The sequence below is a fragment of the Mesorhizobium atlanticum genome (genome assembly GCF_003289965.1).
GTDB lineage: Bacteria > Pseudomonadota > Alphaproteobacteria > Rhizobiales > Rhizobiaceae > Mesorhizobium > Mesorhizobium atlanticum.
Map to the genome: position 1 here is coordinate 102,547 of NZ_QMBQ01000008.1, position 24,657 is coordinate 127,203.

Below are 24,657 nucleotides of genomic sequence, written 5' to 3' on the forward strand. Positions count from 1 at the left end.
TTACGTGTCAAAAAATGGTGCGGTGCACAATACGGGCATTGAGCACGGACAAGAGTTTGGCGGAGTAGCTGAAGTGTCACTTCTGCAGATCTACTTTAGAGCGCTGGGTTATCTGGCGGCCGACAAGAAGCGCGTCGCGCTGATTTGCGGCGCCAACGTCGCGCTCGCGGCGATCGCGATCCTTGAGCCGATCCTGCTCGGCAGGGTGATCGGTGCCATCTCCGAAAACGGCCCTGTGTTTTCGACGCTCGCCGTATGGGCCGCACTCGGTGCTTTCAACGTGGTCGCCTTCGTGCTGGTGGCGCGCGGCGCCGACCGCTTCGCCCATGCCCGCCGCTCGGAAGTGCTGTGCCAGTCCTTCGAGCGCGTGATCACCATGCCGCTTGCCTGGCACCATCAGCGCGGCACATCCAATTCGCTGCACACGCTGCTGCGCGCCGTCGAAACCCTGTTCAGCCTGTGGCTTGAATTCATGCGCGTGCATTTGTCGACGGCCATCGCGCTGGTGCTGCTGGTGCCGACCGCGCTCGCCATGGACATCCGCATGTCCGTCGTGCTGCTCGGCCTCGGCATTCTCTACGTCGGCATCGGCCGTATCGTCATGCGCCGCACCAAGTCGGGGCAGACCGCCGTCGAGCGCCATTACCACACCGTCTTTGCCCATGTGTCGGACTCGGTCAGCAACGTCGCCGTGCTGCAAAGCTACAACCGCATCGGCCATGAGACCGCGACGCTGAAGCGTTACGTCAAGGACCTGCTCGACGCGCAGAACCCGGTGCTTGACTGGTGGGCGATCGCCAATGCGCTGAACCGCCTGTCGTCGACCATCTCGATGATGATCGTGCTGTCGATCGGCGCCTATCTCGTCACCCGTGGCCAGCTCCGCGTCGGCGACGTCGTCGCCTTCACCGGCTTTGCCGGGATGCTGATCGCCCGTCTCGACCAGATGTCGGCCTTCACCACCCAGATTTCCGAGGCCCGCGCCAAGCTCGAGGATTTCTACCGCCTCGAGGACTCGGCCGCCGAAGCCATCGAGCCGGATGGCCTGCGTGAGCTCACCAACGTCACCGGCCATGTGCGCTTCGAGGACGTCAGCTTCGAGTTCGCCAATTCCGGTCATGGCATCGAGGACGTCTCGTTCGAGGTCCAGGCTGGCCAGACGGTCGCCATCGTCGGCCCGACCGGTGCCGGCAAGACGACGCTGATCAATCTGCTGCAGCGGGTCTTCACGCCGTCCAGCGGCCGTATCCTGATCGACGGCATCGATACCAAGACCGTGACCCGCAAGTCGCTGCGTCACTCGATCGCCACCGTCTTCCAGGACGCCGGCCTGCTCAACCGCTCGATCGAGGACAATATCCGCGTTGGCCGCGCCGATGCGAGCAATGACGAGGTGCACGCCGCCGCCAATGCCGCCGCCGCCCAGGACTTTATCCTGGCCAAGAGCAGCGGCTACGACACCGTCGTCGGCGAGCGCGGCGGCCAGCTCTCGGGCGGCGAGCGCCAGCGTATCGCCATTGCCCGCGCCGTGCTGAAGGATGCGCCGATCCTGGTGCTCGACGAGGCGACCAGCGCGCTCGACGTGGAAACCGAGGATCGCGTCAAGGAAGCGATCGACGAACTGCGCCGCAACCGCACGACCTTCATCATCGCCCACCGCCTGACCACCGTTCGCGACGCCGACCTCGTCGTCTTCATGGATAAGGGCAGGGTGGTCGAGATGGGCGGCTTCACCGAGCTGTCGCTGCGCAATGGCCGCTTCGCCGCCCTGCTGCGCGCCGGTGGCCTGCTCAATGACGAAGAAGTCCGCCGCCTCAGCCGTCCGGTGACGGAAGCGGCGTAAAAGCACAGCGCTTCCCCTTCTCCCACAAGGGGGGAAGGGAATTGCCCCCGACACATTGCCGGTCTATTTAGGTCGCCATGAGCGACACCACCTCACGCTTTTCCGGCTGGATTGATCTCGCCAACCCGACGCGCTTCGTCGGGCTGGCCGACAAGGTCATTCCGTGGTTGGCGGCGGCGGCGGCGATCCTGCTATCGGTCGGCCTCTATATGAGCTTCACCGCGCCGGAGGATTTCCAGCAGGGCATCACCGTGCGCATCATGTACATCCACGTGCCGTTCGCCTGGCTCGCCATGATGTGCTACACGATCATGGCGATCTCGGCGCTGGGCACGCTGGTCTGGCGCCATCCGCTGGCCGATGTCGCGCTGAAATCGGCCGCTCCGATCGGCGCCACCTTTACCGCGCTCGCGCTGATCACCGGCTCCATCTGGGGCAAGCCGATGTGGGGCACATGGTGGGTGTGGGATGCCCGGCTGACCTCGGTCTTCGTGCTTTTCCTGATGTATCTCGGCATCATCGCGCTGACCCGCGCGCTGGATGACGCCGGCCGCGCCGCCTGGGCCGCCGCCATCATCACGCTGGTCGGCTTCATCAACGTCCCGATCATCAAATTCTCGGTCGACTGGTGGAACACGCTGCACCAGCCCGCCTCGGTCTTCCGTCTTGGCGGCCCGACCATCGATCCTTCGATGCTGTGGCCGCTCGCCGTCATGGCGCTGGGCTTCACCGTGCTGTTCTTCGCCCTTCATCTGATGGCGATGCGCACGGAGATCTTCCGGCGGCGGGTGACGGCTATGCGGAGAGTTGCGGCAAGGCAGGCCGAGCGGATCTGACCTGCTCTGGGGTGAGAAGCGGTCCGCGTCAGCGGACCAAAAGCCAACTGCCTGGCTTTTCGAGCTTCGAGCGCCCTGAGCTTGCGAAGGGCCGGGTCGAGGCCGCGAAGCGGGGTGTTCCAGGGAACGCGAACGTCTCACTCCGCTGGAACACCCCTCATCCGTCTCGGCGCTAACGCGCCGATCCACCTTCTCCCACAGGGGAGAAGAGAAAGGTGCGCTTCACCCCATCTTCCCTCTCGCCGTCACTGGCAGAGTTTCCAGCACCGTGTCGCCATCGATCAGATGCACCTGATCGAACAAATTCGTCACCACGCAGCAATGATCGGGAACGACGCGCACGCGTTCGCCGATGCGCAAGGCGGCGCCGTCGGAGAGCGTGACGGTGCCATGCTCTTCGCTCAATCCGGTGACGCGGGCGCCAGGCAGGCCCAGCAACTCGCCGAACTCCGGCAGGCCGAGCGTGTCGGAGGACAGCGCCTTGCTGCCTGAGTCAAGGATGGCGCGGGTCGGGGTCGGGTGGCTGACCACGGTGGCAAGCACCGTCAGCGCGCAGTCGTCCAGCGTGCCGACACCTTTGGCGACCTGGTAGCGGTCGAGATAGATATAGGTGCCGGGCCGGTACTCGGTGACGATGCTGTTCTCGCCGGAGCGCCACATATCCGGCGTGCCGCCGCTGGAGACGCGCGCGCATTCGAGCCCCGCCGCGGCAAGCGCGTCGTGCGCGCTTTTCAGCCAAGCCTCGGCCTCCGCCGCGCGGCCGGCCGCCGGATAGGTCATCAGCCCGCCGAAGGCGAGGCCCTTGGCCTGGTCAATGACCTTCGCCAGCGCCACCGCGTCGGCCGGGGCCTGCACGCCACAGCGGCCCATGCCGGTGTCGCACTCGACCAGCACCTGCAGCGGATGACCGGCATCGGTGAAGGTGGCGGCAAGGCCTTCCAGCGTCTCATGGCTGTCCGCGGTCACCGACAGCGTCACGCGCCCATGCAGCGCCTTCAGCCGCTCCAGCTTGGCACGCCCAAGGATGTTGTAGGGCAGAAAAATATCCTCAAGTCCGGCATCGGCCATCACTTCGGCCTCGCCGATCTTCTGGCACGTGATACCGACGGCGCCGGCCGCGACCTGCTTCTTCGCCCAGTAGGGCAGCTTGTGCGTCTTGATGTGCGGCCGCAGCTTCAACCCGTGCGCGTCCGCATGCGCCTGCGCCTTTTTGATGTTGGCTTCCGCGCGGGCCGCATCGATTAGGATCGCCGGCGTGTCGAGGTCGTCAATGCTTGGCATGAAAGTCACCATTCAAGGCATGTCTCCCGAGAGTGAGATCCGGTTTCGGGATAAAGACATGCGTAAAATCGGAAAGTCCGGTTGGGTTTATGGTCCCGATCCGGCCGGATGTCACGGGGCCAGAGCGGCGGGTTTGCGTCGACAGCGGACCGGCATTGGACTATTCGGATGAACAGATTTCAGCAGGCCTCGGCCGGAGGAGGACAACCATGAAGCGTTCCAGGATCAACGACATCATCCGCGAAGCCGACGCCTTCATCCGCTCCTTCGGCTATATCATGCCGCCCTTCGCCTACTGGTCGCCGGAAGAGATGAAGGCGCACAAGGCCGACTCCTCCGCCATCTTCACCTCGCGCCTCGGCTGGGACATCACCGACTACGGCCAGGAGAAGTTCGATGAGCTCGGCCTGTTCCTGTTCACCGTGCGCAATGGCCGCTACGAGGACATGAAGCTCGGCATGGGCATGCTCTATGCCGAAAAGATCATGATCTCGCGCAAGGATCAGCTCTCGCCGATGCACCGCCACAACATCAAGGCCGAGGACATCATCAACCGCGGCGGCGGCAGGCTGGTGCTGGAACTCTTCATGCATGACCGCGACGGCGGCATCGACCCGAAGGCCGAAGTCTCGGTGCCGGTCGACGGTACAATCACCAGATTGCCCGCGGGCGGGCTGCTCAAGCTCGATCCCGGCCAGAGCGTCACGCTTCTGCCCGGCGTCTGGCACGCCTTCTGGGCCGAGGGCAAGGATGTGCTGATCGGCGAGGTTTCGACCGTCAATGACGACCTCACCGACAACGTTTTCCGCGACCCGATCGGCCGCTTCTCCAACATCGACGAGGACGTCGCGCCGCTGCACCTTCTGGTGTCGGATTACGAGAAGTGGGTGGGGTAGGACCGCTTCACGACCGGCAGTCTGGCTAGGCAGTCGATCGGCGCCGCCCCTCATTGCCCTGCCGGGCATTTCTCCCCGTATGGTGACAGGGAGAAAGACACCGTCGTGCACGATTTCGCCAATTGTGAGCGGTGCAGAACTGGCGCCGACGGTGCGGCCACAGCTCTCTTCTCCCCGTCACTATACGGGGAGAAGGTGCCGGCAGGCGGATGAGGGGCGGCGCCGACGTTTCGCGATTGACGAGCCTGTCCCACAAGGATGTTTGCTACCGCGCATACTTATCCGCCTTCCTATTCCCAAGCAGCAGCTTGCGTTCCAGGTGCGCGCGGAGTTCGCCGTAATAAGCGGTGAGAAAAGCCTTTGAATCGATCGGCTCGACCCTGGCGCCGATCTTGCGGGCGATCGTCTCCGCCACCGCTTTCACCGCGGAATAATCGTCGCGTCGCAGCACTTCCTCGAGCTTCTGCAGTTCGGCAATGCCATACGCGTCTAGCTGCGCGGGGCTGAACTGGAAGCGGGCGGCAATCGGGTCCTTGCGCCGCGAAAGGTCCTCGAGCAGCGCCACTTTCGGAGCTTCGACCACCCAGGTGCCAGCGAGCAGGTCGCCGATCCTCAACCGGTCGCGGTTGAACAGCGGGAACAACGAGAACAGCAACGCCCAGACCAGGCCGAAGATGGTGGACAGGGTGTCGGCGACGTCGGCGCTGGCGCGCGCGGCGAGGATCGACAGCGGCAGGAACACCTCGATCTCGCGCATCAGGTTGCGCGCGATGACCTGGTCCAGCGTGAGGCCGGCGCCGCTGCGTGACGCGACCCTGACGCCGACCATGCGCTTGCCCGGTGTGGCCGCCCGCCAGCCCGCTTCGAAGGCGATGAAATAGACGTTGCGCAGGAAGAAGATGAAGATGATCCAGACGATGAACAGTGGCTCGGCATCCTGCACGCCAAGGCCGCCAAGGCCGAACAGCGCTACGAGGCTGACCACGACCGCCGCCACGATGATGATCACGACGTCGAGCAGGAACCCTGAAGCCCGGGTCCCGGCATCCGCCAGTTTCACGCGCAGGTCGACACCCTCCGGCGTGACCAGCGGGCGGATCAGGGCTGCCGGGTCCTTGACCTTCGCTGTCCTAGCGGTCGCCATGCCGCACCATTCTGAACAGGTAGAAATAACAGATCCATAAGGCCAGCATGCCGCCGCCGATCGAATAGCGGGCGACGTCGCTGGTGATCGTCTGCCGGCCGATGCCTTCGAGCAGTCCGGCGAAAAGCAGCATCACCGTGACGCCGATCATGGCGGTCGCCGCCACGCGTCCTGCCTGGGCGGCTGCGGCCATGCGGGTCAGTTCGCCGGGAAAGGCAATGCTGGTGCCGATGCGCATGCCGGCCGCACCCGCGATGGCGATGGCGAACAGCTCCGTCGTGCCGTGTATCGAAAGCCAGCCTCCAAGCTCGAAGCCAAGGCCCTTGGCTGCATAGATGTGGAAAATGGCGCCGAGCATGCAGCCATTCATCAGGATGATCAGCACGCTCGGCACCGCGAAGGCGAAGCCCAACGCGAAGGCCAGGATCGAGACTTGCGTGTTGTGGGTGAAGAGATAGGCGGCAAATCCCGACAGGAAATGGTCGCCGCCGCCGTAAAGCACGCTGCGCAGCGTCTCGGCCGACGAATCCGGATTGCGCCCGCCCGCCAGGCTCGGCGCGATGATGGCGTCGTACCAGCGCTTGTCGGAGGCGACCAGCCAATAGCCGGCAATCGCGCCGATTACCGTGAGGGCGACCGAAGTCCACACCTCGCGCCAAAGGTCGCGGATCGCCGCCGGCCAATCGTGCAGGAAGAAGTCGCCGATGCGCGTCCGCAAGGATCGCCGCGCGCCGTACAGATAGAAATAGCCGCGCAGGCACAGCGCCTCGAGATAGGCGATCAGCGCGCTGTCGAGCGAGGTCGCCCGCGCCACCGAAAGCGAGGACAGCGCCGAGCGATAGAGCAGGGGAAGCGACAACAATTCGTCTTCCGACAGCGCGCGCGGCGCGCGCTTTTCGACGCGCGCCAGCAGCGCCTCGAAGGCCTTCCAGTCGGCCTCGCGCTCCTGGCGGAAACTCGCCAGCGACTGGCGAACCGCGTCGGTGCCGACGGACAGCGTCATAGAAGGTTCTGCTCCTTGAGCTGGATGTAGCGCTCGACCAGCGCCGGGCCGAGCCGCTGATGGTCGGCCTCGATGACATGCGCGCCGAGCAGCCTTAGCCTGCCGATCACCACCTGCCGCTGTCGCAAAAGGTCGCCGGCGGTGACGGAGCGGGCGATATCCTCGGGCGTCGCCGGCGCCATGTCGGCCAGCGTCTCGAGCTCCACGTCCCGCATCAGCATGAACAGCACCAGATGCCGTTCGGTCAGCCGGCCGACGCTGCGCAGCATCAATTCGGCGCTGATCGGATCGACGAAATCGGTGAAGACGATGACCAGCGAGCGCCGGTCGAGCTTGGCCGACAGCGTGGTCAGCGCCAGGGTGAAGTTGGTCTCTTCGGTGGAATAGTCGATCTCGGCTGCGCGCTTTTGGATCATGCTGAAGCTCGGCGAGCCGCGCACCGCGCCGCTGGAAACGCGCGGCCGGGCGTCGAAGGAGAACAGGCTGACGAGATCGCCGCCCTTGAGCGCGATGAAGGCCGACAGAAGTGCCGCAGTCACCGCGCGGTCGACTTTCGGCACGCCGTCGACCGGCTCGCACATCAGGCGGCCGCTATCGATCGCCAGAACGATGTTGTTGTTTTCCTCGATCCGGAATTCGCGCGCGAGCAACTTGCCGTGGCGGGCGCTGCGCTTCCAGTCGATCATGCGCCGGCCCATGCCGGGCTGATAGTCCTTCAGCGCCTCGAACTCGCGGCCCTGGCCGGCGCGCTTCTGCGCATGGCCGTCGGCAAGGGCTGAGCGCTGCAAAAGCGTGATCGCCTCGTCGCGCGCGCTGTTGACGTTGGGCAGCACCGCGACCTTGCGGTCGACCGGCAATATGACCTGGTTCCACACCAGCCCGAACGGGCCCTGCCAGCGCAGCCAGAGCCGGTCGAAGCTGGCGATGCCACGGCGGATGGCCTCGAATTCGAGGTCGAGCGTGCCGCCATTGGCTGGCAGCGCGCCGCCGGTTGCCGCGATCGGCTGGAAGCGCTGGTCATGCCCGACGCGCGCCTGCAGGCGCCGCAGCTTTGCCCCGACACCGGCCGCGATGTGCAACGTGAAGCGCCCGCCGACACCGACCTGCGGCGGCGCGGTCAGCGTGGCATCGAGCGAGGCGCGGCCTCTACCCGCGGCCGCGTCCACCGCCAGGAAGGCAAGCAGAACGCAGATCCACAACAGGCCGAGATACCAGACAGAGGGCAGCGCGAGCGCGATCAGGAAGGCGGGGATCGCCCCGGCCGCCGCCGCCCAGACCGCTCGACCGCTCGGATAGATCAACGCGGCGCTTCCGTACGGTCGACGAGGTCGGAGACGATCTGCTCGACCAGCCGCCCGTCGATCTGCGCGGCCGGCGAAAGCACGACGCGGTGGCGCAGCGCCGGCACGGCCAGAGCCTTGACGTCGTCGGGGATGACATAGTTGCGGCCGTCGAGTGCCGCCCTGGCGCGCGCGGCCCGGGCCAGCATGGCGCCCGCGCGAGGACTGGCGCCCACCTCCAGGTCGGGGCTTTCGCGCGTGCCGCGCACCAGCGCCGCGATATAGCCGACGACATCGCCAACCAGCGTGACGTCGCCCACCGTCGCGACGGCGGCTTCCAGGGCCTTGCGGTCGGTCTGCGCCTTGATGCCGTATTGCCCGATATCGTGCGAGGCCGAGCCGCCGCCGTGGTTGACGATGATGGCGCGCTCTTCCGCGAGATCCGGATAGCTCACCCGGTGCTTGAACAGGAAGCGGTCGAGCTGAGCCTCGGGCAGCGGATAGACGCCCTGGTGCTCGATCGGGTTCTGCGTCGCCACCACCATGAAATTCCTGCCGAGCGAATGCGTGGTGCCGTCGAAGGTGACGGCGTGTTCCTGCATGGCCTCGAGCAGGGCGGCCTGCGTCTTCGGCGGCGTGCGGTTGATTTCGTCGGCAAGCAAAAGGTCACAGAAGATCGGGCCGCGCGTCAGCGTGAACTGCCCGGTCTGGAAATTGTAGATGTTGGCGCCGACGATATCGCCGGGCATCAGGTCGGGCGTGAACTGGATGCGGCCATAGGCGACGCCCAGCGCCTGCGCGAAGCAGCGCGCCGTCATGGTCTTGGCGGTGCCCGGCGGACCCTCGAGCAGGATGTGGCCGCCGGCAAACAAGGCCGTCAGCATCAGGTCGACCGTGTCGTGCTGACCGGTGATCGCTTTCGCCACTTCTTCCCTGATCGCAATCGCCAGGGCCTTCACTTCATCGACGTTCACCGAGCCTCCTTGCTGTCCAGTCATGCAGCTGTTCGGCTGCTTCATGCATTGCTGCCAAATTGTTGGATTCGTTCGCGGCCTTGAAGCGCCGGGTGAAGCCGTGCGCCTCGCCTTTGTCGCGGGAATCGAGCCAGCGGTCGAGCGCCTCGCCCTGCAGCCCATGCGGCGCGCCGAGCAGGGCGGCAGCGCGCTGCCGCACCAGCGTTGCATAGCGGTCGCCAAGCTCTTGCAGGCGCCCGGCGCGTTTCAACAGCATCGCAGTGGTGTCGACCAACGCCCGCTTGCCGAAGGCGATGGCGCGGCCTTCCGCCCTTGGCGGCCCGAAGCGGCCGAGCCCGTGCAGGAAGGCAAGCGCGGCCGCCACCAGCACTGACAGCGTAAGCGCCAGGAAGGGTGGTTCGACCAGCAACTTGGCGAGGTCGTATTTCTGGCCGATGCCGTGCAACGTCAGGTCGAACATGACCGCGCCCTTGGCGGGCTCCAGCATGGCGATCATGTCGAGCGCCGCGGCCGCCGTCTGCTCGTCCTTCAGCCCGGCATTGTTGATGAAATCGGGATCGGTGAGGATGTAGAACGGTTCGTCGTCGAGCTCGGTGAGGATGGCTTTGCCGTTACCGGCCGCGATCAGCGGATGATCATCCGCCACCCATTGCAGTTCGTCCGGCACGGCGATCCCGCGACCTTGTACATCGATCCTGTCGACCGCCGGCTTGCCTTCGCCGAGCTTCGCTTTGGCGATGCGGCCGAGCCAGTCGTTGACGACCGCATTGGGAAGTCGTTCGACCTTGGTCTCCCAGCCGTCATGGCTCAGCAAGGGTACGGTCTGCCATTTCGGCAGCACGAAAAGCGTGTCCTTGCCGGTTCGCAGCTTGATGAGCTGGTCGAGCGCGGCCGGGTCGCTGCCCGGCGCGATGGTGACGACGAGCAGGAAGGTCGATGCCAGCGGGGACTCCAGGTCCTTCTCGCCGCGCTCCATCGGCGGCGGCTGTCCATTGGTGAGCTTCAGCCATTCGACAAGCCCGGCATAACCGGTGCCGCCTTTCGAAAACGGCGTTGCGCCGCCTTCAGGCTGGCGGAAATCGGGGGCATAGGTGGACAGCAGGAAGAAGCCGGCAGCGGCCAAAAGGCTGGCGAAGATGCCCCAGAACAACGTCTTGCGGCTGAACGGTTCCTGCACTGCTTCCGTCGTTGGCGCGCTCATGCCCAGGCGTCCCGGAAAGCGAAACGCTCATAGGCGCCGCGCGCCTGCTGCCAGCCTTCGGCGCCGACGGGCCGCCGGGCAAACAAGGCGGCTTCGACGATGCGGGCGATCTCGCTGAAGGCCGCGCGGGGCCGGCTGGGGATCGAGCCGGCGGCCGCGATGTCACGCGCGGTGAGCGACGGCCGCAGGAAGTCCGGTATGCGGGTCGCGATGTCGGCGACGCTGCGCCGCAACAGAAGATGCACCGCCTCGTCAAACTCGCCGCGCGCGGCGAGCGCATCGGCCTCGGAGAGCAGGACCTGGGCGACGCCCGCGTCCGGACGCCACTCCTCCTTCTCTTCGATCTCCTGGCGCTTGCGCCGCCAGGGCAGGCGCCAGGCGATGCCTTGGGCTTCAAGGAGGAGCAGAAAAGCGATGATCGCGACGCCGATGATCACCGCGCCCCAGAACAGATAGATCATGTAGGGGCCGAGCTTGGCCAAGCCGTCGAGCAGCGGCTTCAGCCATTGCGGCGGCTCGGGTCGCACGAAGGCCGGCAGCCCGAACTGGATCGAATCGTCCGCCAGCAGCTGTTTGTGCAACTGCGCCAGCCGTTCCGCATCTTCCGTCCCTGCGGCTGTCACCCCGTTTCCCCTGCAACCCGCGGTTCAGGCCGACACTGGCAATACGCCATGACAATTGCAAGCGGGCCCAACCGCAAGTATCAATCTTGGTGATTTATACTTTGCAATTTCGGATATCCATAAGCAGGGGGAGATGTAACATGGCGTCAATCTCAAGCGGCCGGCTGGAGAAGTTCAGCATCGGCCGGGTCTTCAGCAATACGTTCTCGGTCATCGGCCGCAGCTTCGGCTCGATCGCGGTGATCGTCGGCCTTTTCACGACGCTGCCGGCGTTGATCTACAACTATTGGAACTTCAGCCGGCTTGCCAGCTTCGGACCAGAGGGCGTCGCCGGCATGGAGCAGGCAGCCCTGGCGAACTACGGATTTGTCTCGATGATCGCCGCCCTGGTGATTTTCGTGCTGGCTTTCCTTGCCCAGGCGGCGCTGGTTCGGGCAACGGTCGAGAGTATGAACGGCAAGCATCCGACGATCGGGGACTGTGTACAAATAGCCTTGCGCAGTCTCTTGCCGACCTTCGGCATCGGCATCGTGGTCTTTCTGGCCATGGTGGTGGCAGGCCTCATAGCGGCCTTCATAGCTGCGCTCATACCGTTTCTCGGATGGCTGATCGCGCTCGCGATAGTCGTCGCCACCGCGATGTGGGTGCTGAGCATTTCCGTCGCGATCCCGGTGGTGGTTCAGGAAAGGGAGGGCGTGTTCGGCTCGATTTCGCGCAGCCGGCATCTGACCAAGGGAAGCCGCTGGTCGATCTTTGGGCTGTTCCTGATCATCGGCATCATGGCGGTCGTCATCCAGGGCGGCTTCTCCTTGGTGATCGGGTTCATGGTCGCCTCCGCCGGCGGCATCTCATCCTCCGGGGTGGCAGCCGGAGCCATCGCGAGCAGCCTGGTTTCGAGCATCTTCTCAACGCTGATCTCGGTGGCCATCGCGGTCACCTATGTCGAATTGCGCCAGGTCAAGGAAGGCGCCAGCGTCGACGAATTGGCTGAGATCTTCTCGTAGGCCGGTCGCGGCTTTGAAAGGACGCCCATGGCCTCGGTTGGGTTGAACACGGCCGATCGATTCCGGATCGGCCGTGTGTTTCATGACAGCTTCGCGGTCATCGGCCGCAATTTCGTGCTCTGTGCCGGGCTGGCCCTGCTTTTTTCCGCCTTGCCGCGCTTCGCCATCCAGTTCCTGGTGCTGAAGTCGATCGTCAGGTTCACGCGTTATTCGTCCCAGCACATTGCCTTCGCGGTTACGGCCGGATTGGTCGCGATGATATTGGCGTCCGTCCTGCAGGCCGCTCTGGTGCGCGTCGCGATTGAGGACCTCAACGGCAAGAAGCCGGCCTTCGGCGATTGCATGGGCACCGCCTTCCTGCTTTTGCTGCCGACGATTGGCATCGCGCTCCTGGCCACTTTCGGCGCAGCCTTGGCTTTGCTGCTGCTGATCGTGCCGGGCGTGATCCTGTTCCTGCGCTGGTCGGTGGCGGTTCCGGTGCTGGTGCAGGAACGGCGTGGCGTGTTGGGTTCCATGGCGCGCAGCCGCGACCTGACCAAAGGCAGCCGTTGGTCACTGTTTTGGCTGTGGATAATCCTGATCGTTGCCGCCATGGCCATTCAACTGGCCCTGGTCGCCATCATCCCGCATCTCGGGGCCGTCGCGGCCATCGCGCTGGACGCGGTGGTCAGCGCGCTCGTCTACACGCTGACGGCAATTGCGCCCGCCGTCTGCTACGTCGAACTACGGCGAGTCAAGGAAGGCACAAGCGTCGAGGACTTGGCGAAAATCTTTGCGTAGGTGCCCCGCCGTCGCCATGGGAGGAGGGAGGCCTCGCCTAATGACAACAGCAATGGTCCGCCGTCACGCTCGTCCGGCACAGGCATGACGAGGTGATCGCCACATCCGCCTTGACAAGCGCTGCCGCCAGCTTCGCCTGCAACCCTGGCAGCTCGTCTTTCTCGCCGCGCCGCCTCAGGCATTCGACCAGCCCATGCAGCGCCCAGACATTGTCCGGGTGCTGGGCGCAACGCTGCACGGCGCCGCTCAAGCCCAGATCGTCGCGATAGACCTGCTCGGCCTCGGCCGCGTGGCCCTGATCGAGCAGGAGCGCGGCCAGCGCGTGGCGCGGCGGATGCATCCAGGCCCATGGCTCGGTGTAGGAGAGATTGTCGTCGAGCTCGACCGCGCGGCGCAGATGCCCGTAGGCCTCGTCATGCCGCCCCTGATGATAGGCGAGCTCACCGTCGAGCAGGCCCGCCCCCACCGCGAGCGAGGCTTTTGTGGGGTTGCTGAGGAAGCGGCGCTCCGGCGGAATGTTTTCCATTTGCCGGCTAAACAACTCGCGTTCGCGCTCAGCGGACGCGAATTCGCGCAGCGTCGCATGCGCCACGCCCTTGGCGTAGTGCTGGAGCGCGGTGGTCACCACATAGAGGTCGGGTTCGCCGTTCATCGGCTCGTCGATAATCTCGCGCCAGCGTCCGAAGCGCACCTGAACATGCGATTTCATCGCATGATAGCCCTCGACCGTCTGCGTCAGCTTCGGCCGCTCAGGAATGCTGACGACCTCGCGCGTCACCAGGCTGCGCACCTTGTCGGCCGCCCACAGCGCCGGACGATATTGGCCAAGGAACATGCAGGTGAACATCATCAGATGCAGGTCGTGGCAGCAGCCGAGCAGGTAATAGGTCGGCTCGCCCGCATAGGCGAGGTAGAGGTCGTTGGCGCGCACCGCCTTCTCGCTGGCAATCCTGGCCTTCTCATACTTGCCACACAGCACGTAAATATGCCCAGGCATATGGTTCATATGGCCGGCATCCGGGCACATCGTGCCCAGCCGCTCCGCCGAGCGCATGCCGCGCTCGGGCTGTGTCGACATTTCAAGCAGATGGATGTGGAGATGCAGCGCCGCCGGGTGTGGCGCAGTGCCGGCTTCGTCCGAAAGCCGGATCGAGCGCTCGCAGATCTCCAGCGCTTCGAGCACATCGGAGTTCGGCGCCGGCGCGCCGGTCTTGAGGTTCCACAGCCGCCGCACCGTTCGCATCATCAGCGCCTCGACCGTCAGCGCCATCACGTCATGGTCGTCGGGATGGTCGCGATAAACCTCGCGCATGGCGGCGGCATAGGCGTCGTCCCATTTTTCGAACTCGGCGGCGCTCACGCCCTGCGGCTGCTGGAAGCGGGCGCTGAGCGCCTCGATCAGCCGCCGCTCGATAGGGCTCGCGCTCGCCGCATTGGCTTGCGCCAGCCGCACATGCTCGAAACAGCGCCTGGCGACACGGTCGGCTTCGGCCTTGCCATGCTCCTTCCAGGTCAGATTGTAGAAAGGCCCGGCGGCATAGGCGATGCCCCAATGGACGAAAGCGCAGCCCGGATCGCTCTCCAGCGCCTTCTCGAAGCATTTGACGCCTTCCTCATGGTTGAAGCCGTAGCACCAGTTCAGCCCGATATCGAACCAGCGCTGCGTTTCGGGCGAGGAGGTGGAGATGGGACGGCGATAGGTGCCGAGGTCGAAGTGATCCATGCCCGATCGTTTCTCGCATTCGAGCCGGCGAAAACCGGCCACGCACAATCTGTGCCGAAAGACGCGGGCTTGGCAAACGGCTTCTCAACCGTCGAACCGCGCGGGACGAAACGGCTCAAGCAACGGACTGGGCTCGCCGCTGACGATCTCGTCCGCCAGCAATTCGCCCGCGATGAGACCGAGCGTGGCGCCGCTATGGCTGAAGACGACGTTGTAGCCGGGAATGCCGGCCAGCTGGCCGATCACCGGTTCGCCATCGGCCGGTATCGGCTTCGGTCCCATGTGATGGCTTTCCAGCGCCAGTTTCGGATTGCCTTCCAGCACCTTGGAGGCCTCTTCGAGCAGGCCCGCGATCGTCGATGGCTTGGCCTCGTAGCTGCCGTCGCCGCGCACAATGACTTCTTCCTCGGACCAGGCCGAGTCGAGCGCGAAACCGCCGTTGGGGGTCGGCCGGATGGCGACACGCGGCGTGTTGAGCACGGCGCGCAGCGGATGGCGGACTGGCTTGCTGAAGAGGAGCAGCGCGCGCGTCGTGCCGTCACCAATGCGCCGGCCTGCTTTTGCCGCCATGGCCGGCACCGCCGGGCCGGTCGCGACCACGACGGCGTCGGCATCGATAGCCAGGCCGGAGGAGGTCCTCACGCCGGTCGCCCGGCCATTGGCAAGAACAACATCGGCAGCGCCGGCATCGGTGACAATCCGCCCGCCGCGTTCGCCGAACTCCCGCAGCAGCAGGCCGATGAGCGATGGCAGATCGACCCAGCCTTCGCCGGCATTGAAGATGGCGCCTTGGCGAGAAACAGCCTTTGCGTCGATGCCTGGCGTGACGGCGGCGATCTCGGCGGGTGCGAGCAGCCGCGTCTCGTAACCGATCGCCTGTTCGTGGCGGAAGATTTCCTCGATCTGGTTGGCCGCATTGTCGGCGTCCCAGGTGAGCCCGCCGTCAAGCCGCAGCCAGGCGCGGCAATCCTGCCCGGCCGCGAACTTCCGGTAGCGGTCGAGGCCCGCGATGCGCAGCGCATGGTAGGCGGCCGAGCGTTTTCGCGCGGAGTTGAGCCAGGCGAGTGAGCGCGACGACGCGCCGCTGGCGACCGGCCCGTCGCTAACGATCGTCACTTGCGCGCCGAGCCGGGCGAGATGAACGGCGGTTGAGACGCCGAAGATGCCGGCGCCGATGACGGCGACCTTGAGGGCGGATTTTTCAGTCATGACTGCAGCTTTCGATGATCGGGCTTTGGCTTGGGAGAGGGCGAGGCGGCATCGCTCACAGCACCTCGGCGAGAAATTGCCGGAGTCTTGGGCTTTTCGGCCGGTCGAATATCTCCGCCGGCGGGCCGACCTCGACGATGCGACCCTCGTCCATGAAGGCGACCTGGTCGGCCACCTTGCGCGCGAACCCCATCTCATGGGTGACGACGATCATCGTCATGCCGCGCCGGCCGAGGTCGGCCATAAGGTTGAGCACGCCTTTGACCAGTTCGGGGTCGAGCGCGCTGGTCACCTCGTCGAAGAGGATGACTTCGGGGTCCATGGCCAGCGCGCGGGCGATCGCCACGCGCTGCTGCTGGCCGCCGGAGAGACGGCTCGGCCGGTAGTCCGCGCGGGCGGCAAGGCCCACTTCGGCAAGCTGCGCTTCGGCCAAACGCCGTGCCTGGCTTCCCGCCATGCCCTTGATCTTGGTCAGCGCAAGCATGACGTTCTCGATCGCCGTGTGGTTCGGGAACAGGTTGAAATGCTGGAACACCATGCCGACGCGGCGGCGAAGCTGCTCCGGTTGCATCGCCAGAATGCTTTCGCCGTCGAGCAGGACGTCACCGGCCTTGGGCTCGACCAGCCGGTTGAGGCAGCGCAGCAGTGTCGATTTCCCTGATCCCGATGGACCGATCACGCAGGTGACCGTCCCCGGCTCGACCTTGAGCCTTATTTCTTTCAGCACCTGCAGTTCGCCATAGGCCATGTCGAGGTCGCGCACCTCGAGGCTGCCGGCCTTGATGGCCGGCCGTGCCGTTGCCGGGGCCTTGCCCGACATGTCCCTCAACTCGCCGACCTCGACCAGGCCGCTGACGGCGGCGCCCGGTTTCTGCCTGCCTAGCCGCAGACGGTTGTCGATGTGGTTGACCACGTGGGTCAGCGGCACCGTGATGATCAGATAGAACATGCCGGCCAGAAGCAGCGGCGACAGATTGCCGGTGACCACTGCCTGGTCTTGGCCGATGCGGAAAATCTCACGCTCGGAGGCAAGCAGGCCGAGGAAATAGACGAGGCTGGAATCCTTGACGTTGCCGATGAACTGATTGACCAAAGCGGGAAGCACGCGACGTATGCCCTGCGGAATGACGATCAGCCGCATGCCCTGGCCATAGCTCATGGAGAGCGCGCGGCACGCTTCCATCTGACCGCTCTCGACGCTCTGGATCCCCGAGCGAAAAATCTCGCCGATATAGGCACCGGCAATCAGGCTCAGCGCCACGACGCCGAGCGGGTAAGGCGAGGGGCCGAACAGCTCGCGGCCGATGCGGGCAAAACCCTGGCCGATCAAAAGGATGGTGAGGATCGCCGGCAGCCCGCGAAAGATGTCGGTATAGACGCGCGCCGGAATCCGCAGCCAGGCAGAGCGCGAGATGCCCATGACCGCAAGGATCATGCCTATGACGATGCCGAGCACGGTCGAAGCCGCGGCCAGGATCAGCGTGTTCTTCAAGCCGACCATGAGCAACGACGGCAGCACCGATGCCATCGCGTCCCAATCGAAGAAGCTGCGCTGAAGGTTCTCTAACCAATTCATTCGCCAACCTGCCTTGCTCGGCGACGGAATCGCCCGTCGCGCGATCGCTCATGGCCTGCCTGGAAGGCCGTCGGCATTCGCGCCGGCGGCAGTTTGCAGGTCAGTTCTTCTTGGGGAGATATTGCTCCGGCATGGGCGATCCGGGGAACCATTTCTGGTAGAGCTCGCGCCAGGTGCCGTCCTGCATGGCTTCGTGGATGCCCTTGTTCAGCGCCTCGCGAAAAGCGTCGTTGCCCTTGCGGATAACGAAACCAGCCGGCGCGTCGAAAGACGGAATGTTGATGGCGATCTTAAGCGAAGGATAGCGCTCGCCATATTGTTTGGCCGCCTCATAATCGAGGAAGTGTCCGTCGATCGTGCCGTTGTTGAGCGCGGCGATAGCCGAGTTGTTGTCGGGGAATTTCACCAGGTCGGTATGGGTAAAGTTCTTGGTGGCGTAGATTTCCTGCAGCGTGCCCTGGACGACGCCGAGGCGCTTGCCGGCAAGGCCTTCGGCGCTGGTGATCTTGGGGTCGGACGTCAGCACGGACAGATACCCGGCAAGATAGCCGTCGGAAAAGTCGACCGTTTGCTTGCGCTTCTCGGTCGTCCCGATCGCCGCGACGGCCACATCGAAGCGCTGGTTGGCGACGGACGGCATCAGCGCCGAGAACTCCTGGCCAGTGAAGGTCACCTGGTCCGGCTTGAAGCCCATCCGGCCCACCACGTTGAGGAAGAATTCGAGATCGAACCCAGTGAACTTGCCGTCGGCGGTGGTGAAGGCATAGGGCTTGGCGTCGCCCATCGTGCCCACGCTGATCGTCTTTGGGTCGATGAGATTGTAGGGATTGTCCGCTGCCCAGGCCTTGGCGAGCGAAAGCGCAGCCAGCGCGATGGCGAAGAAGACCGAGCCGATGCGCTGCCGGCAGCTCACTGTAAAAAGACCTCTTATGCTCATCGGTTGTTCTCCACTCCGAAGATCGGTTCAAGCCTGGCTTTCGAGAAGGCCCGGCGGTCAATTCGACACGGTTTCCGATGCGGCGCCTCTTGGCGCTCTTTTTCATATGAGACCGGTCTCAATTGTGGATGAGACCGGTCTCTTGACATTTGTAGGCACAGCGACGACCATCCGTCAACGAATTTGAAAGCGATTTCCAAGAAATGAAGCGCCCATCCAAGGCTCCCTCCGTCACCGTCAGCGACGTCGCCCGCGAAGCCAAGGTTTCGAAGGCGACGGCGGCGCGCGTGCTGGGCGGTTACGGCACCGTGAGCGAGATGGTCCGCGCGGCCGTGCTGGAAGCCGCCAGGGCGCTCGACTACCGGCCGAACGAGCTCGCGCGCAGCATGACGACGGGGCGTTCCGGCAGCATCGGTGTGGTCGTCGGCGATATCGAGAACCCGTTCTTCTCGCTTGCCGTGCGCGGCATCAGCGACGTGGCGCGCTTGTCGGGCATCAACGTCATACTCGCCAATTCAGGCGAAGACGTCGAGGCGGAGAAGAATGCGATCCGCGTCCTCCTGGCAAAGCAGGTCGACGGCTTGATCGTGACGCCGGCCCAATCCAGCGAGATCGCGCATCTCAAGGAGATCGCTTGCCCGCTGGCGCTGCTCGACCGCGCCCTGCCGGAGCTTGCCGTCGACACAGTCACGGTCGACGACCGCAATGCGGCGCTGCGGGCCACGCGCATCCTAACTGAGGCCGGGCATCGAAGGATCGCCTATGTCACCGCGGCGGTGTTGTCGGGGGACTTTCGCGGCGCTGCGTCCAGGATTAACACCTCCACGGTGCGCGAGCGCATCCTCGGCTTTATCGAGGGTTGCCGCGAGGCGGACATCGAAGGGGCGGAGCGCAATATCCATTTCGGCAGCGGGCGATCGGAAAGCGCGCACGCCCTCATGCAGCGCCTGCTCAAAAGTGCGGAGCGGCCGACGGCGATCCTCGCCTCCGACAGCGTCGTGGCGCTGGAGTTGTTCAAGGCGATCCGCGAATGCGGCCTCCGCATCCCTCAAGACATATCGCTGATCACCTTCCACGATGCCGACTGGACAAGCGTGACCACGCCGCCGATCACCGTCATCGACCAGCCGGTCTATGCGCTGGGAAAGTCTGTCGCTGAACTGCTGATACGCCGCCTGAAAGGCGACGACCGTCCGCCCGAAAGGATCGTGCTGCCCACGACGATCATCGAACGGATGTCGGTCGGCCCGTCAGAGGCTTGAGCGCTGAAAAGCGGCGGCCGGCGCGGCTTTGAGCGCCGCGCCGGCCGCTCGGTCCTGGGAAGATCAGCTCTCCAGCCAAACCTTTTCGAAATGCTGCTCGAGCGCCTGGTGCTGTTCGCAGCCCTGCACGCCCTTGCGATAGGTGCGGTAGACCGAGCGCCAGTAGGGCTGGATGATGATGCCGCTATCGCGCAAATTGGTCTCGATCTTGGCCATGATCTCCTTGCGCTGCGCGGCGTTCGGCATTGCCAGCGCCTTGTCGAGAAGCTCGTCGAACTCCTTGTTCGCATAGGCGCTTTCGTTCCAGGCCGCGCCCGACTTATAGGCCAACGCCAGCACCTGGACGCCGAGGGGGCGGCCGAGCCATTCGGTGCAGGAATAGGGGAATTTGCTCCAGTCATTCCAGAAGGTCGCGGCCGGCAGCACGGTGCGCTTGATCTTGAGGCCCGCCTCCCGGATCTGCGCCGCGATCGCGTCGGCGGTGCTCTTCTGCCATTCGATGTCGACCGAGATCAGCTCATATTCATGATCGGCTTTGCCGGCTTCCGCGATCAGCTTCTTGGCCTGTTCGACATCGCGCTTGGCCGGGCCGATATCGGCGAATTCCGGATGCATGGGGCCGACATGGTGGTTGTCCGCGGGCTTGCCGCGACCGTCGAGACCGAGCTTCAGCACCGCCGCATTGTCGACGGCAAGTTGGGCCGCGCGACGCACCTTGACGTCGTCATAGGGCGCGTTGGAGACATTGAAGCGCGCCACGATGGTCGAGCCGGTGGCGATCTCGGAATTCTGCAGGCCCATTTTTTCGGTCTGCGAGACGGCGTCCGACGCGGTCTCATGGTCGGTGTCGATCTCGCCGGATTCGAAGGCCGACAGCATGGCGTTGGGATCGGAGCCGTAGTCGACCCATTTGATGCCGTCGAGATGGAACTCGCCCTTCCACCAGGGCTTGTCCTTGCGCTTCACCTCCGCGCCCGTCTCGGCGTCCCAGCTCACCAGCTCGCACGGGCCGGTGGTGATGGCCAAAGCCTTCTTCGGGTCGGCATCGCCCTCATACGAGCGGTGCATGATCAGCGCCGGATAGTCCGCCATGCCGGCAATCAGCGAGATGTCTGGCTTGGGCAGGTTGAGCTTGACGGTGTAATCGTCAACCTTCTGGATGCCGCCATCGACCGGCTTCTTGGTGTCGGCATTGACCAGCGCGCCCATGCGCGCCGCGACCGAATTGCCGGCGACCGAGGCATCGCACCAGCGGTTGAGGTTGTGGATCACGTCGTCGGCGTTGAATGTGTCGCCATTCGACCAGGTGATGCCCTTGCGCACATGCAGCGTGATCGTCTTGGCGTCGTCGCTGGTTTCCCAGCTTTCCAGCAGCCACGGCTCGAAGGAGAAGTCGGTGTTCCAGCGCACCAGATATTCGTTGCACTGGCGGGCGACATTCGACATCTCGACGCCGTCGAAGGTGCGCGGATCCTTGAAACCTTTGACGTTCATGGCGACGCGCAGCACGCCGCCCTTTTTCGGCTCGGCGGCCCGGGCAGGCGAGGGGGTAATGCCGCCCAGCGCCATCGCGCCGGCGGCGCTGACGCCAAAGCCGGCCATCAGCGCCAGATATTCGCGCCGGCTGATTTCGCCCTTCTTGAAGTCGTCGGCGACCGGCTTGGCACGCGGGTGCAGTTTCCTATCGGTCAGCATGAATTTCATCGTCGTTCCCTCTGTTGTTGGGCGCCCCGGGATCGCCAGGCGCGGGGGCGGATGCGACCGCCGGGGCGCCATTGCCTGCTGGGCGATGATAGGTCTGCTTTCGGCAGTGAAATGTTTGGTTTTCCGCAGTTCTTGTGCGCCGTTCCGCAGGGCGCAGCGCGCCTGTCTCCCCCCCTGTGGGGGAGAATGAATTTTCACGGTCTTAGCCGGAGCTCTTGCGAAGGCTAAGTCATAGAAAATCCAAGAGAGGGGATTTCGTAGGGCGCAGAAGCCGCCTTTTCATAGGGCCCCAGCCTTTCCTCGTGGGGCGCAGTGCCCCCTCTCTTGCGATTTCCAACACTTAGCTTTGCTAAGATGTTGAAATCGCTTTCTCCCCCACCAAAGGGGAGATGGCGCCCAGCCTTTTGATGTCTTCGATGATCCTCGCAAACGCCTCCGCCGCTCGCGGCACCGCCGCGCGGGCGCGCAGGAAGGAGTGCACCAGCCGCCTCTCCTCGCGCCACCACGCTTGTCCGCCGGCGGCAAGGATGCGGTCGCGATAGGCCTCCCCGTCCGACGACAGCGGGTCGCATTCGGCGGTGACGATGATCGTTGGTGGCAGACCAGAAAAGTCGCGATCTCTGAGCGGCAAAAAGGTGGGATCGTCAGGCGACTGCCCGGACGAGGAGCGGATATGCCGGTAGAACTCGATGTCGCTTACGCTGAGCAGCGGCGCATCGGCATGCTCAACATAAGAGCGCCCGCTCTCGTCGCCGCCGAGGCCGGGGTAGATCAACATCTGCCCGTTCGCGTGCCGGGGATGGCGGCGGGTCGCCTGCGCCACCGCCGCGGCCAGGTTGCCGCCGGCGCTTTCGCCGCAAAGCACGATCGGCAACGCGCTGGTCGCAGCGACCCATTCGAACACGGCCAGCGCATCGTTGAAGGAGGCCGGATGCAGATACTCCGGCGCCAGACGGTAGTCGGCCGAGACCACTTCGAAACCGGTGCCGGCGCAGATTTCGGCGCAGATGTCGTCATGGCTGTCGAGGTCGCCGAGGACGAAGCCGCCGCCGTGATAGTAGACGACGACCGCCACCGCCTTGCGCGCCATCCGATAGCGGCGGACCGGAATCGGATGCGCCGTGGCGACGATGCCGTCGCTGGTGGTCACACCTTCAGGACGGCCCTGGTGAAACGCCACGCACATCCGGTCATAGACGGCGCGCTGCTCGGGTATGGGTGCGGCAACGATCTCCGGCGGGTACCAGCTGTTGACCTTGTCGATATAGTCCCAGAGCTCCGGGTCGAGCCGGTCGGCATATTTGCCGCGGCTCGCCGCCAGATCGGCTGGGGCGCTGGTCATCGCCGTCAGAGCTCGGCGTAGAGCTGCGCCGCGTTCTCGAAGGTGAAGCGCAGCGGCACCGAACCCTCGACCTGCCAGACACTGACCGTGTCGCCGGCCATCAGCCGGCAGGCGTCGAGCGTGTTGGTGACTGCGCCGCCATAGAGCCGGTTGGCGAGGTTGAGGATGCCGGTCTGGTGCATGGCTGCACTGGCGCTGCCGCAGGCATCCTTGACCAAAAGCACGCGAAACCCAAGCGCCACCGCATCCTTCACCGTGGCGTCGATGCAGGCCTCGGTCCAGACGCCGGCAATCACCAGCCATTCGATGCCGGACGCCTTGAGCTTGTCGGCAAAATCGTTCTTGCCGAAGGCGCTGGCTTCCTGCTTGACCAGGGTGGCTTCGCCGGTTTGCGGCGCCACCTCATGGCAGATCGCCGTCAGCGGATCGTCCTTGTCGGAGAAAGCCGACTTGCCGCTCCTATCGACGGGATGGAACGGCCGCGCCGCCGCGAGATCGACGATATAGGCCCAGTGGTAAAGCGGCACGAAATTGCGCCGCGCCGCCTCCTGCAGGCGCTGGACGTTGGCGAGGATGTCGCCAAAGCCTTCGACCAGATAGCGTCTGTCCTTGCGATGCTCCTCCTGGAGATCGATGAACACCGCGGCAACGGTGCCGCGCCGGATGGAGATAGGCGTTTTCATGCGGAATGTGCTGTCGGTACGTGGGCGCTACTTGTCAAGAAACTCGTCCTCATACGGAAACCGCGAAAGCAGCTCCGTCCCGGTCTCGGTGATCAGAATCTCGTCCTCCAGCTTGACGCCCTCGCGGCCGCCCTTCTCGCCGATATAACTCTCCACGCTCACCACCATGCCGGGCACGATGATGCCGTCGCGGCCATAGGTCTCGTAGTCCATCGAGTGGGCGATGAAGGGCGTCTCGCCATGCATGCCGACGCCGTGCATGACCGAGGTGTAGCGCTGGTCCACAAAACGGTCCGGGATTTTCCACGCCTTCTCGGCGATCTCACGGAAAGCCATGCCGGGCTTCACGATGCCGATATTGTGCTGCACCTGGTCATGCGCCATGCGGTAGAGCGACTTCTGGTAGGGCGTCGGTTTGCCCGGCCCGCAGCGGAAGGTGCGCGAGAAGTCGGAATAGTAGCCGTAGCAGCCGATCGTATCGGTATCGAGCGCGACCAACTCGCCCGGCCTGATCTTGCGTCCGCTCGCCTCGTTGAACCACGGATTGGTGCGCTGTCCGGAGGTGAGCAGCCGGGTCTCGATAAACTCGCCGCCTTGGCGGATCACCTCGTGATACATGATGGCGAAGAGCTCGTTTTCGGAAACGCCCGGCTTGATGGCCTCACGCACCGCCGCCACAGCGGCCTCGGCGCCGGCCATCGAAGCCTGCAGGCATTTCACTTCCTCGGGCGTCTTCACCGCGCGCACGGCCAGGATCTCGCCTTGGCAGTCCTTCACCTCGCAGCCGCGCTTTTCGAGCGCCAGCGCCTGCAGGTGGCTGCAGCGGTCGAGCCCAAGCTTCATCGACCCGCCGCCATGTTTTTTCAGAAGCTCGGTGATCTCATCGGCGAACGGCCCGGCGGTCTCGTCGTCGCGGCCGGAGACCGATGACCAGACCAGCTTCGACGGCCGCGCCTCGTCGATCGTGTCGAGCACCATCGAGACATGGTAGCTCTGCGGATATTCGAACAGCACGATCGGCCCTTCGGTCGGGATGAAGAAATAGCGGGTCGAGTTGCGCAGGAAATAGCCGAACATATTGCGCGAGCCGGTGGCGTAGCGCTGGTTGTAGGGATCGAACAGCACGACGCCGCCATAGCCCGCCTCGCGCATCCAGGAGCGCAGCTTGGTAAGGCGCCCCTTACGCAGCGCATCCGCATCGATGAAGGACGGCTCGGTGTCGGACAACCACATGCCGCCGGCAGGATCGGCCGCGGCCGGATGGCGCATCCGGTCCTTGAAGTCCACATCCTCGGTGCTGTCCGGGTCGAATACCACGATGCTCATGGGGATCTCCTGTTGCGGAGAACATAGCCG

The 24,657-nt window shown here is 64.7% G+C and carries 21 protein-coding genes; 6 read left to right on the forward strand and 15 right to left on the reverse strand.

What is annotated here, in order from left to right; all coding sequences use genetic code 11:
* Positions 1 to 73: 73 nt before the first annotated feature.
* Together DPM35_RS24845 and DPM35_RS24850 are read left to right on the forward strand one after the other, a co-directional pair.
* Positions 74 to 1,843, forward strand: a complete 1,770-nt coding sequence (locus DPM35_RS24845) for a glucan ABC transporter ATP-binding protein/ permease (RefSeq protein WP_112129858.1) — start codon at positions 74 to 76, stop codon at positions 1,841 to 1,843.
* A gap of 77 nt (positions 1,844 to 1,920) precedes the next feature.
* A complete protein-coding gene (locus DPM35_RS24850) occupies positions 1,921 to 2,679 on the forward strand; it encodes a heme ABC transporter permease (protein WP_112129859.1) in 759 nt (252 codons plus the stop codon).
* A 222-nt stretch (positions 2,680 to 2,901) separates the two neighbouring features.
* On the opposite strand, the gene DPM35_RS24855 is transcribed toward DPM35_RS24850, so the two are convergent.
* The gene (locus tag DPM35_RS24855) at positions 2,902 to 3,960 is read right to left on the reverse strand and encodes a D-TA family PLP-dependent enzyme (RefSeq protein WP_112130022.1); all 1,059 of its coding nucleotides are present in this window, start codon (positions 3,958 to 3,960) and stop codon (positions 2,902 to 2,904) included.
* Between the two features lie 209 nt (positions 3,961 to 4,169).
* Here DPM35_RS24855 and DPM35_RS24860 point away from each other — a divergent pair, with 209 nt between their 5' ends.
* Positions 4,170 to 4,856, forward strand: a complete 687-nt coding sequence (locus tag DPM35_RS24860; RefSeq protein ID WP_112129860.1) for a D-lyxose/D-mannose family sugar isomerase — start codon at positions 4,170 to 4,172, stop codon at positions 4,854 to 4,856.
* Positions 4,857 to 5,121: 265 nt separating this feature from the next.
* Here DPM35_RS24860 and DPM35_RS24870 read toward each other — a convergent pair whose 3' ends face one another.
* The 6 genes from DPM35_RS24870 to DPM35_RS24895 are packed head-to-tail and all read right to left on the reverse strand — an operon-like array spanning position 5,122 to position 11,081.
* Positions 5,122 to 6,000, reverse strand: coding sequence for an RDD family protein (locus DPM35_RS24870; protein WP_112129861.1), 879 nt, complete (start codon positions 5,998 to 6,000; stop codon positions 5,122 to 5,124).
* Positions 5,987 to 7,003, reverse strand: coding sequence for a stage II sporulation protein M (locus tag DPM35_RS24875; protein ID WP_112129862.1), 1,017 nt, complete (start codon positions 7,001 to 7,003; stop codon positions 5,987 to 5,989). Before DPM35_RS24875 ends, DPM35_RS24870 begins: the two co-directional genes overlap by 14 nt.
* Positions 7,000 to 8,304, reverse strand: coding sequence for a DUF58 domain-containing protein (locus tag DPM35_RS24880; protein WP_112129863.1), 1,305 nt, complete (start codon positions 8,302 to 8,304; stop codon positions 7,000 to 7,002). Before DPM35_RS24880 ends, DPM35_RS24875 begins: the two co-directional genes overlap by 4 nt.
* Positions 8,301 to 9,257, reverse strand: a complete 957-nt coding sequence (locus DPM35_RS24885; protein WP_112129864.1) for an AAA family ATPase — start codon at positions 9,255 to 9,257, stop codon at positions 8,301 to 8,303. Before DPM35_RS24885 ends, DPM35_RS24880 begins: the two co-directional genes overlap by 4 nt.
* A complete protein-coding gene (locus DPM35_RS24890; RefSeq protein ID WP_112129865.1) occupies positions 9,244 to 10,458 on the reverse strand; it encodes a DUF4350 domain-containing protein in 1,215 nt (404 codons plus the stop codon). Before DPM35_RS24890 ends, DPM35_RS24885 begins: the two co-directional genes overlap by 14 nt.
* Positions 10,455 to 11,081 (reverse strand): DUF4129 domain-containing protein, encoded by a 627-nt coding sequence (locus DPM35_RS24895; protein ID WP_112129866.1) that lies wholly within the window; start codon positions 11,079 to 11,081, stop codon positions 10,455 to 10,457. The genes DPM35_RS24890 and DPM35_RS24895 overlap by 4 nt, the downstream gene beginning before the upstream one ends.
* A 140-nt stretch (positions 11,082 to 11,221) precedes the next feature.
* On the opposite strand from DPM35_RS24895, the gene DPM35_RS24900 reads away from it, so the two are divergent.
* Together DPM35_RS24900 and DPM35_RS24905 are read left to right on the forward strand one after the other, a co-directional pair.
* Positions 11,222 to 12,085 carry a hypothetical protein gene (locus tag DPM35_RS24900; RefSeq protein WP_112129867.1) on the forward strand — a complete coding sequence of 288 codons (864 nt, stop codon included), beginning with the start codon at positions 11,222 to 11,224 and terminating at the stop codon, positions 12,083 to 12,085.
* Between the two features lie 150 nt (positions 12,086 to 12,235).
* A complete protein-coding gene (locus tag DPM35_RS24905) occupies positions 12,236 to 12,865 on the forward strand; it encodes a hypothetical protein (protein ID WP_245431630.1) in 630 nt (209 codons plus the stop codon).
* A 37-nt stretch (positions 12,866 to 12,902) separates the two neighbouring features.
* Here the strand turns inward: DPM35_RS24905 and DPM35_RS24910 are convergent, their stop codons facing one another.
* The 4 genes from DPM35_RS24910 to DPM35_RS24925 form a co-directional block, all read right to left on the reverse strand.
* Complete coding sequence (locus DPM35_RS24910; protein ID WP_112129869.1) at positions 12,903 to 14,588, reverse strand: tetratricopeptide repeat protein; 1,686 nt, start codon at positions 14,586 to 14,588, stop codon at positions 12,903 to 12,905.
* Positions 14,589 to 14,672: 84 nt separating this feature from the next.
* Positions 14,673 to 15,797: an NAD(P)/FAD-dependent oxidoreductase gene (locus tag DPM35_RS24915; RefSeq protein WP_112129870.1), complete on the reverse strand. Its 1,125-nt coding sequence runs from the start codon at positions 15,795 to 15,797 to the stop codon at positions 14,673 to 14,675.
* 55 nt (positions 15,798 to 15,852) lie between these two features.
* Positions 15,853 to 17,373, reverse strand: coding sequence for an amino acid ABC transporter permease/ATP-binding protein (locus DPM35_RS33140; protein WP_112129871.1), 1,521 nt, complete (start codon positions 17,371 to 17,373; stop codon positions 15,853 to 15,855).
* A gap of 100 nt (positions 17,374 to 17,473) precedes the next feature.
* Positions 17,474 to 18,310, reverse strand: a complete 837-nt coding sequence (locus DPM35_RS24925; RefSeq protein ID WP_112129872.1) for an ABC transporter substrate-binding protein — start codon at positions 18,308 to 18,310, stop codon at positions 17,474 to 17,476.
* 203 nt (positions 18,311 to 18,513) lie between these two features.
* Here DPM35_RS24925 and DPM35_RS24930 point away from each other — a divergent pair, with 203 nt between their 5' ends.
* Positions 18,514 to 19,572, forward strand: a complete 1,059-nt coding sequence (locus tag DPM35_RS24930) for a LacI family DNA-binding transcriptional regulator (RefSeq protein ID WP_112129873.1) — start codon at positions 18,514 to 18,516, stop codon at positions 19,570 to 19,572.
* Positions 19,573 to 19,635: 63 nt separating this feature from the next.
* Here the strand turns inward: DPM35_RS24930 and DPM35_RS24935 are convergent, their stop codons facing one another.
* The 4 genes from DPM35_RS24935 to DPM35_RS24950 all read right to left on the reverse strand — a co-directional run bounded on the left by DPM35_RS24935 (position 19,636) and on the right by DPM35_RS24950 (position 24,627).
* Positions 19,636 to 21,276: an ABC transporter substrate-binding protein gene (locus DPM35_RS24935; RefSeq protein WP_112129874.1), complete on the reverse strand. Its 1,641-nt coding sequence runs from the start codon at positions 21,274 to 21,276 to the stop codon at positions 19,636 to 19,638.
* Positions 21,277 to 21,625: 349 nt separating this feature from the next.
* A complete protein-coding gene (locus tag DPM35_RS24940; RefSeq protein WP_112129875.1) occupies positions 21,626 to 22,618 on the reverse strand; it encodes an alpha/beta hydrolase in 993 nt (330 codons plus the stop codon).
* Between the two features lie 5 nt (positions 22,619 to 22,623).
* Complete coding sequence (locus DPM35_RS24945; RefSeq protein ID WP_112129876.1) at positions 22,624 to 23,301, reverse strand: isochorismatase family protein; 678 nt, start codon at positions 23,299 to 23,301, stop codon at positions 22,624 to 22,626.
* A 27-nt stretch (positions 23,302 to 23,328) separates the two neighbouring features.
* Complete coding sequence (locus DPM35_RS24950; RefSeq protein WP_112129877.1) at positions 23,329 to 24,627, reverse strand: M24 family metallopeptidase; 1,299 nt, start codon at positions 24,625 to 24,627, stop codon at positions 23,329 to 23,331.
* Between the last annotated feature and the right edge of the window lie 30 nt (positions 24,628 to 24,657).

What these genes read in the sequence shown, in the direction of transcription:
- DPM35_RS24850 (WP_112129859.1), top strand. Translation starts at nt 1,921, where the DNA reads ATGAGCGACACCACCTCACGCTTTTCCGGCTGGATTGATCTCGCCAAC.
- DPM35_RS24855 (WP_112130022.1), bottom strand. Translation starts at nt 3,960, where the DNA reads ATGCCAAGCATTGACGACCTCGACACGCCGGCGATCCTAATCGATGCG.
- DPM35_RS24860 (WP_112129860.1), top strand. Translation starts at nt 4,170, where the DNA reads ATGAAGCGTTCCAGGATCAACGACATCATCCGCGAAGCCGACGCCTTC.
- DPM35_RS24870 (WP_112129861.1), bottom strand. Translation starts at nt 6,000, where the DNA reads ATGGCGACCGCTAGGACAGCGAAGGTCAAGGACCCGGCAGCCCTGATC.
- DPM35_RS24875 (WP_112129862.1), bottom strand. Translation starts at nt 7,003, where the DNA reads ATGACGCTGTCCGTCGGCACCGACGCGGTTCGCCAGTCGCTGGCGAGT.
- DPM35_RS24890 (WP_112129865.1), bottom strand. Translation starts at nt 10,458, where the DNA reads ATGAGCGCGCCAACGACGGAAGCAGTGCAGGAACCGTTCAGCCGCAAG.
- DPM35_RS24900 (WP_112129867.1), top strand. Translation starts at nt 11,222, where the DNA reads ATGGCGTCAATCTCAAGCGGCCGGCTGGAGAAGTTCAGCATCGGCCGG.
- DPM35_RS24910 (WP_112129869.1), bottom strand. Translation starts at nt 14,588, where the DNA reads ATGGATCACTTCGACCTCGGCACCTATCGCCGTCCCATCTCCACCTCC.
- DPM35_RS24915 (WP_112129870.1), bottom strand. Translation starts at nt 15,797, where the DNA reads ATGACTGAAAAATCCGCCCTCAAGGTCGCCGTCATCGGCGCCGGCATC.
- DPM35_RS33140 (WP_112129871.1), bottom strand. Translation starts at nt 17,373, where the DNA reads ATGAATTGGTTAGAGAACCTTCAGCGCAGCTTCTTCGATTGGGACGCG.
- DPM35_RS24925 (WP_112129872.1), bottom strand. Translation starts at nt 18,310, where the DNA reads ATGAGCATAAGAGGTCTTTTTACAGTGAGCTGCCGGCAGCGCATCGGC.
- DPM35_RS24930 (WP_112129873.1), top strand. Translation starts at nt 18,514, where the DNA reads ATGAAGCGCCCATCCAAGGCTCCCTCCGTCACCGTCAGCGACGTCGCC.
- DPM35_RS24935 (WP_112129874.1), bottom strand. Translation starts at nt 21,276, where the DNA reads ATGAAATTCATGCTGACCGATAGGAAACTGCACCCGCGTGCCAAGCCG.
- DPM35_RS24940 (WP_112129875.1), bottom strand. Translation starts at nt 22,618, where the DNA reads ATGACCAGCGCCCCAGCCGATCTGGCGGCGAGCCGCGGCAAATATGCC.
- DPM35_RS24945 (WP_112129876.1), bottom strand. Translation starts at nt 23,301, where the DNA reads ATGAAAACGCCTATCTCCATCCGGCGCGGCACCGTTGCCGCGGTGTTC.
- DPM35_RS24950 (WP_112129877.1), bottom strand. Translation starts at nt 24,627, where the DNA reads ATGAGCATCGTGGTATTCGACCCGGACAGCACCGAGGATGTGGACTTC.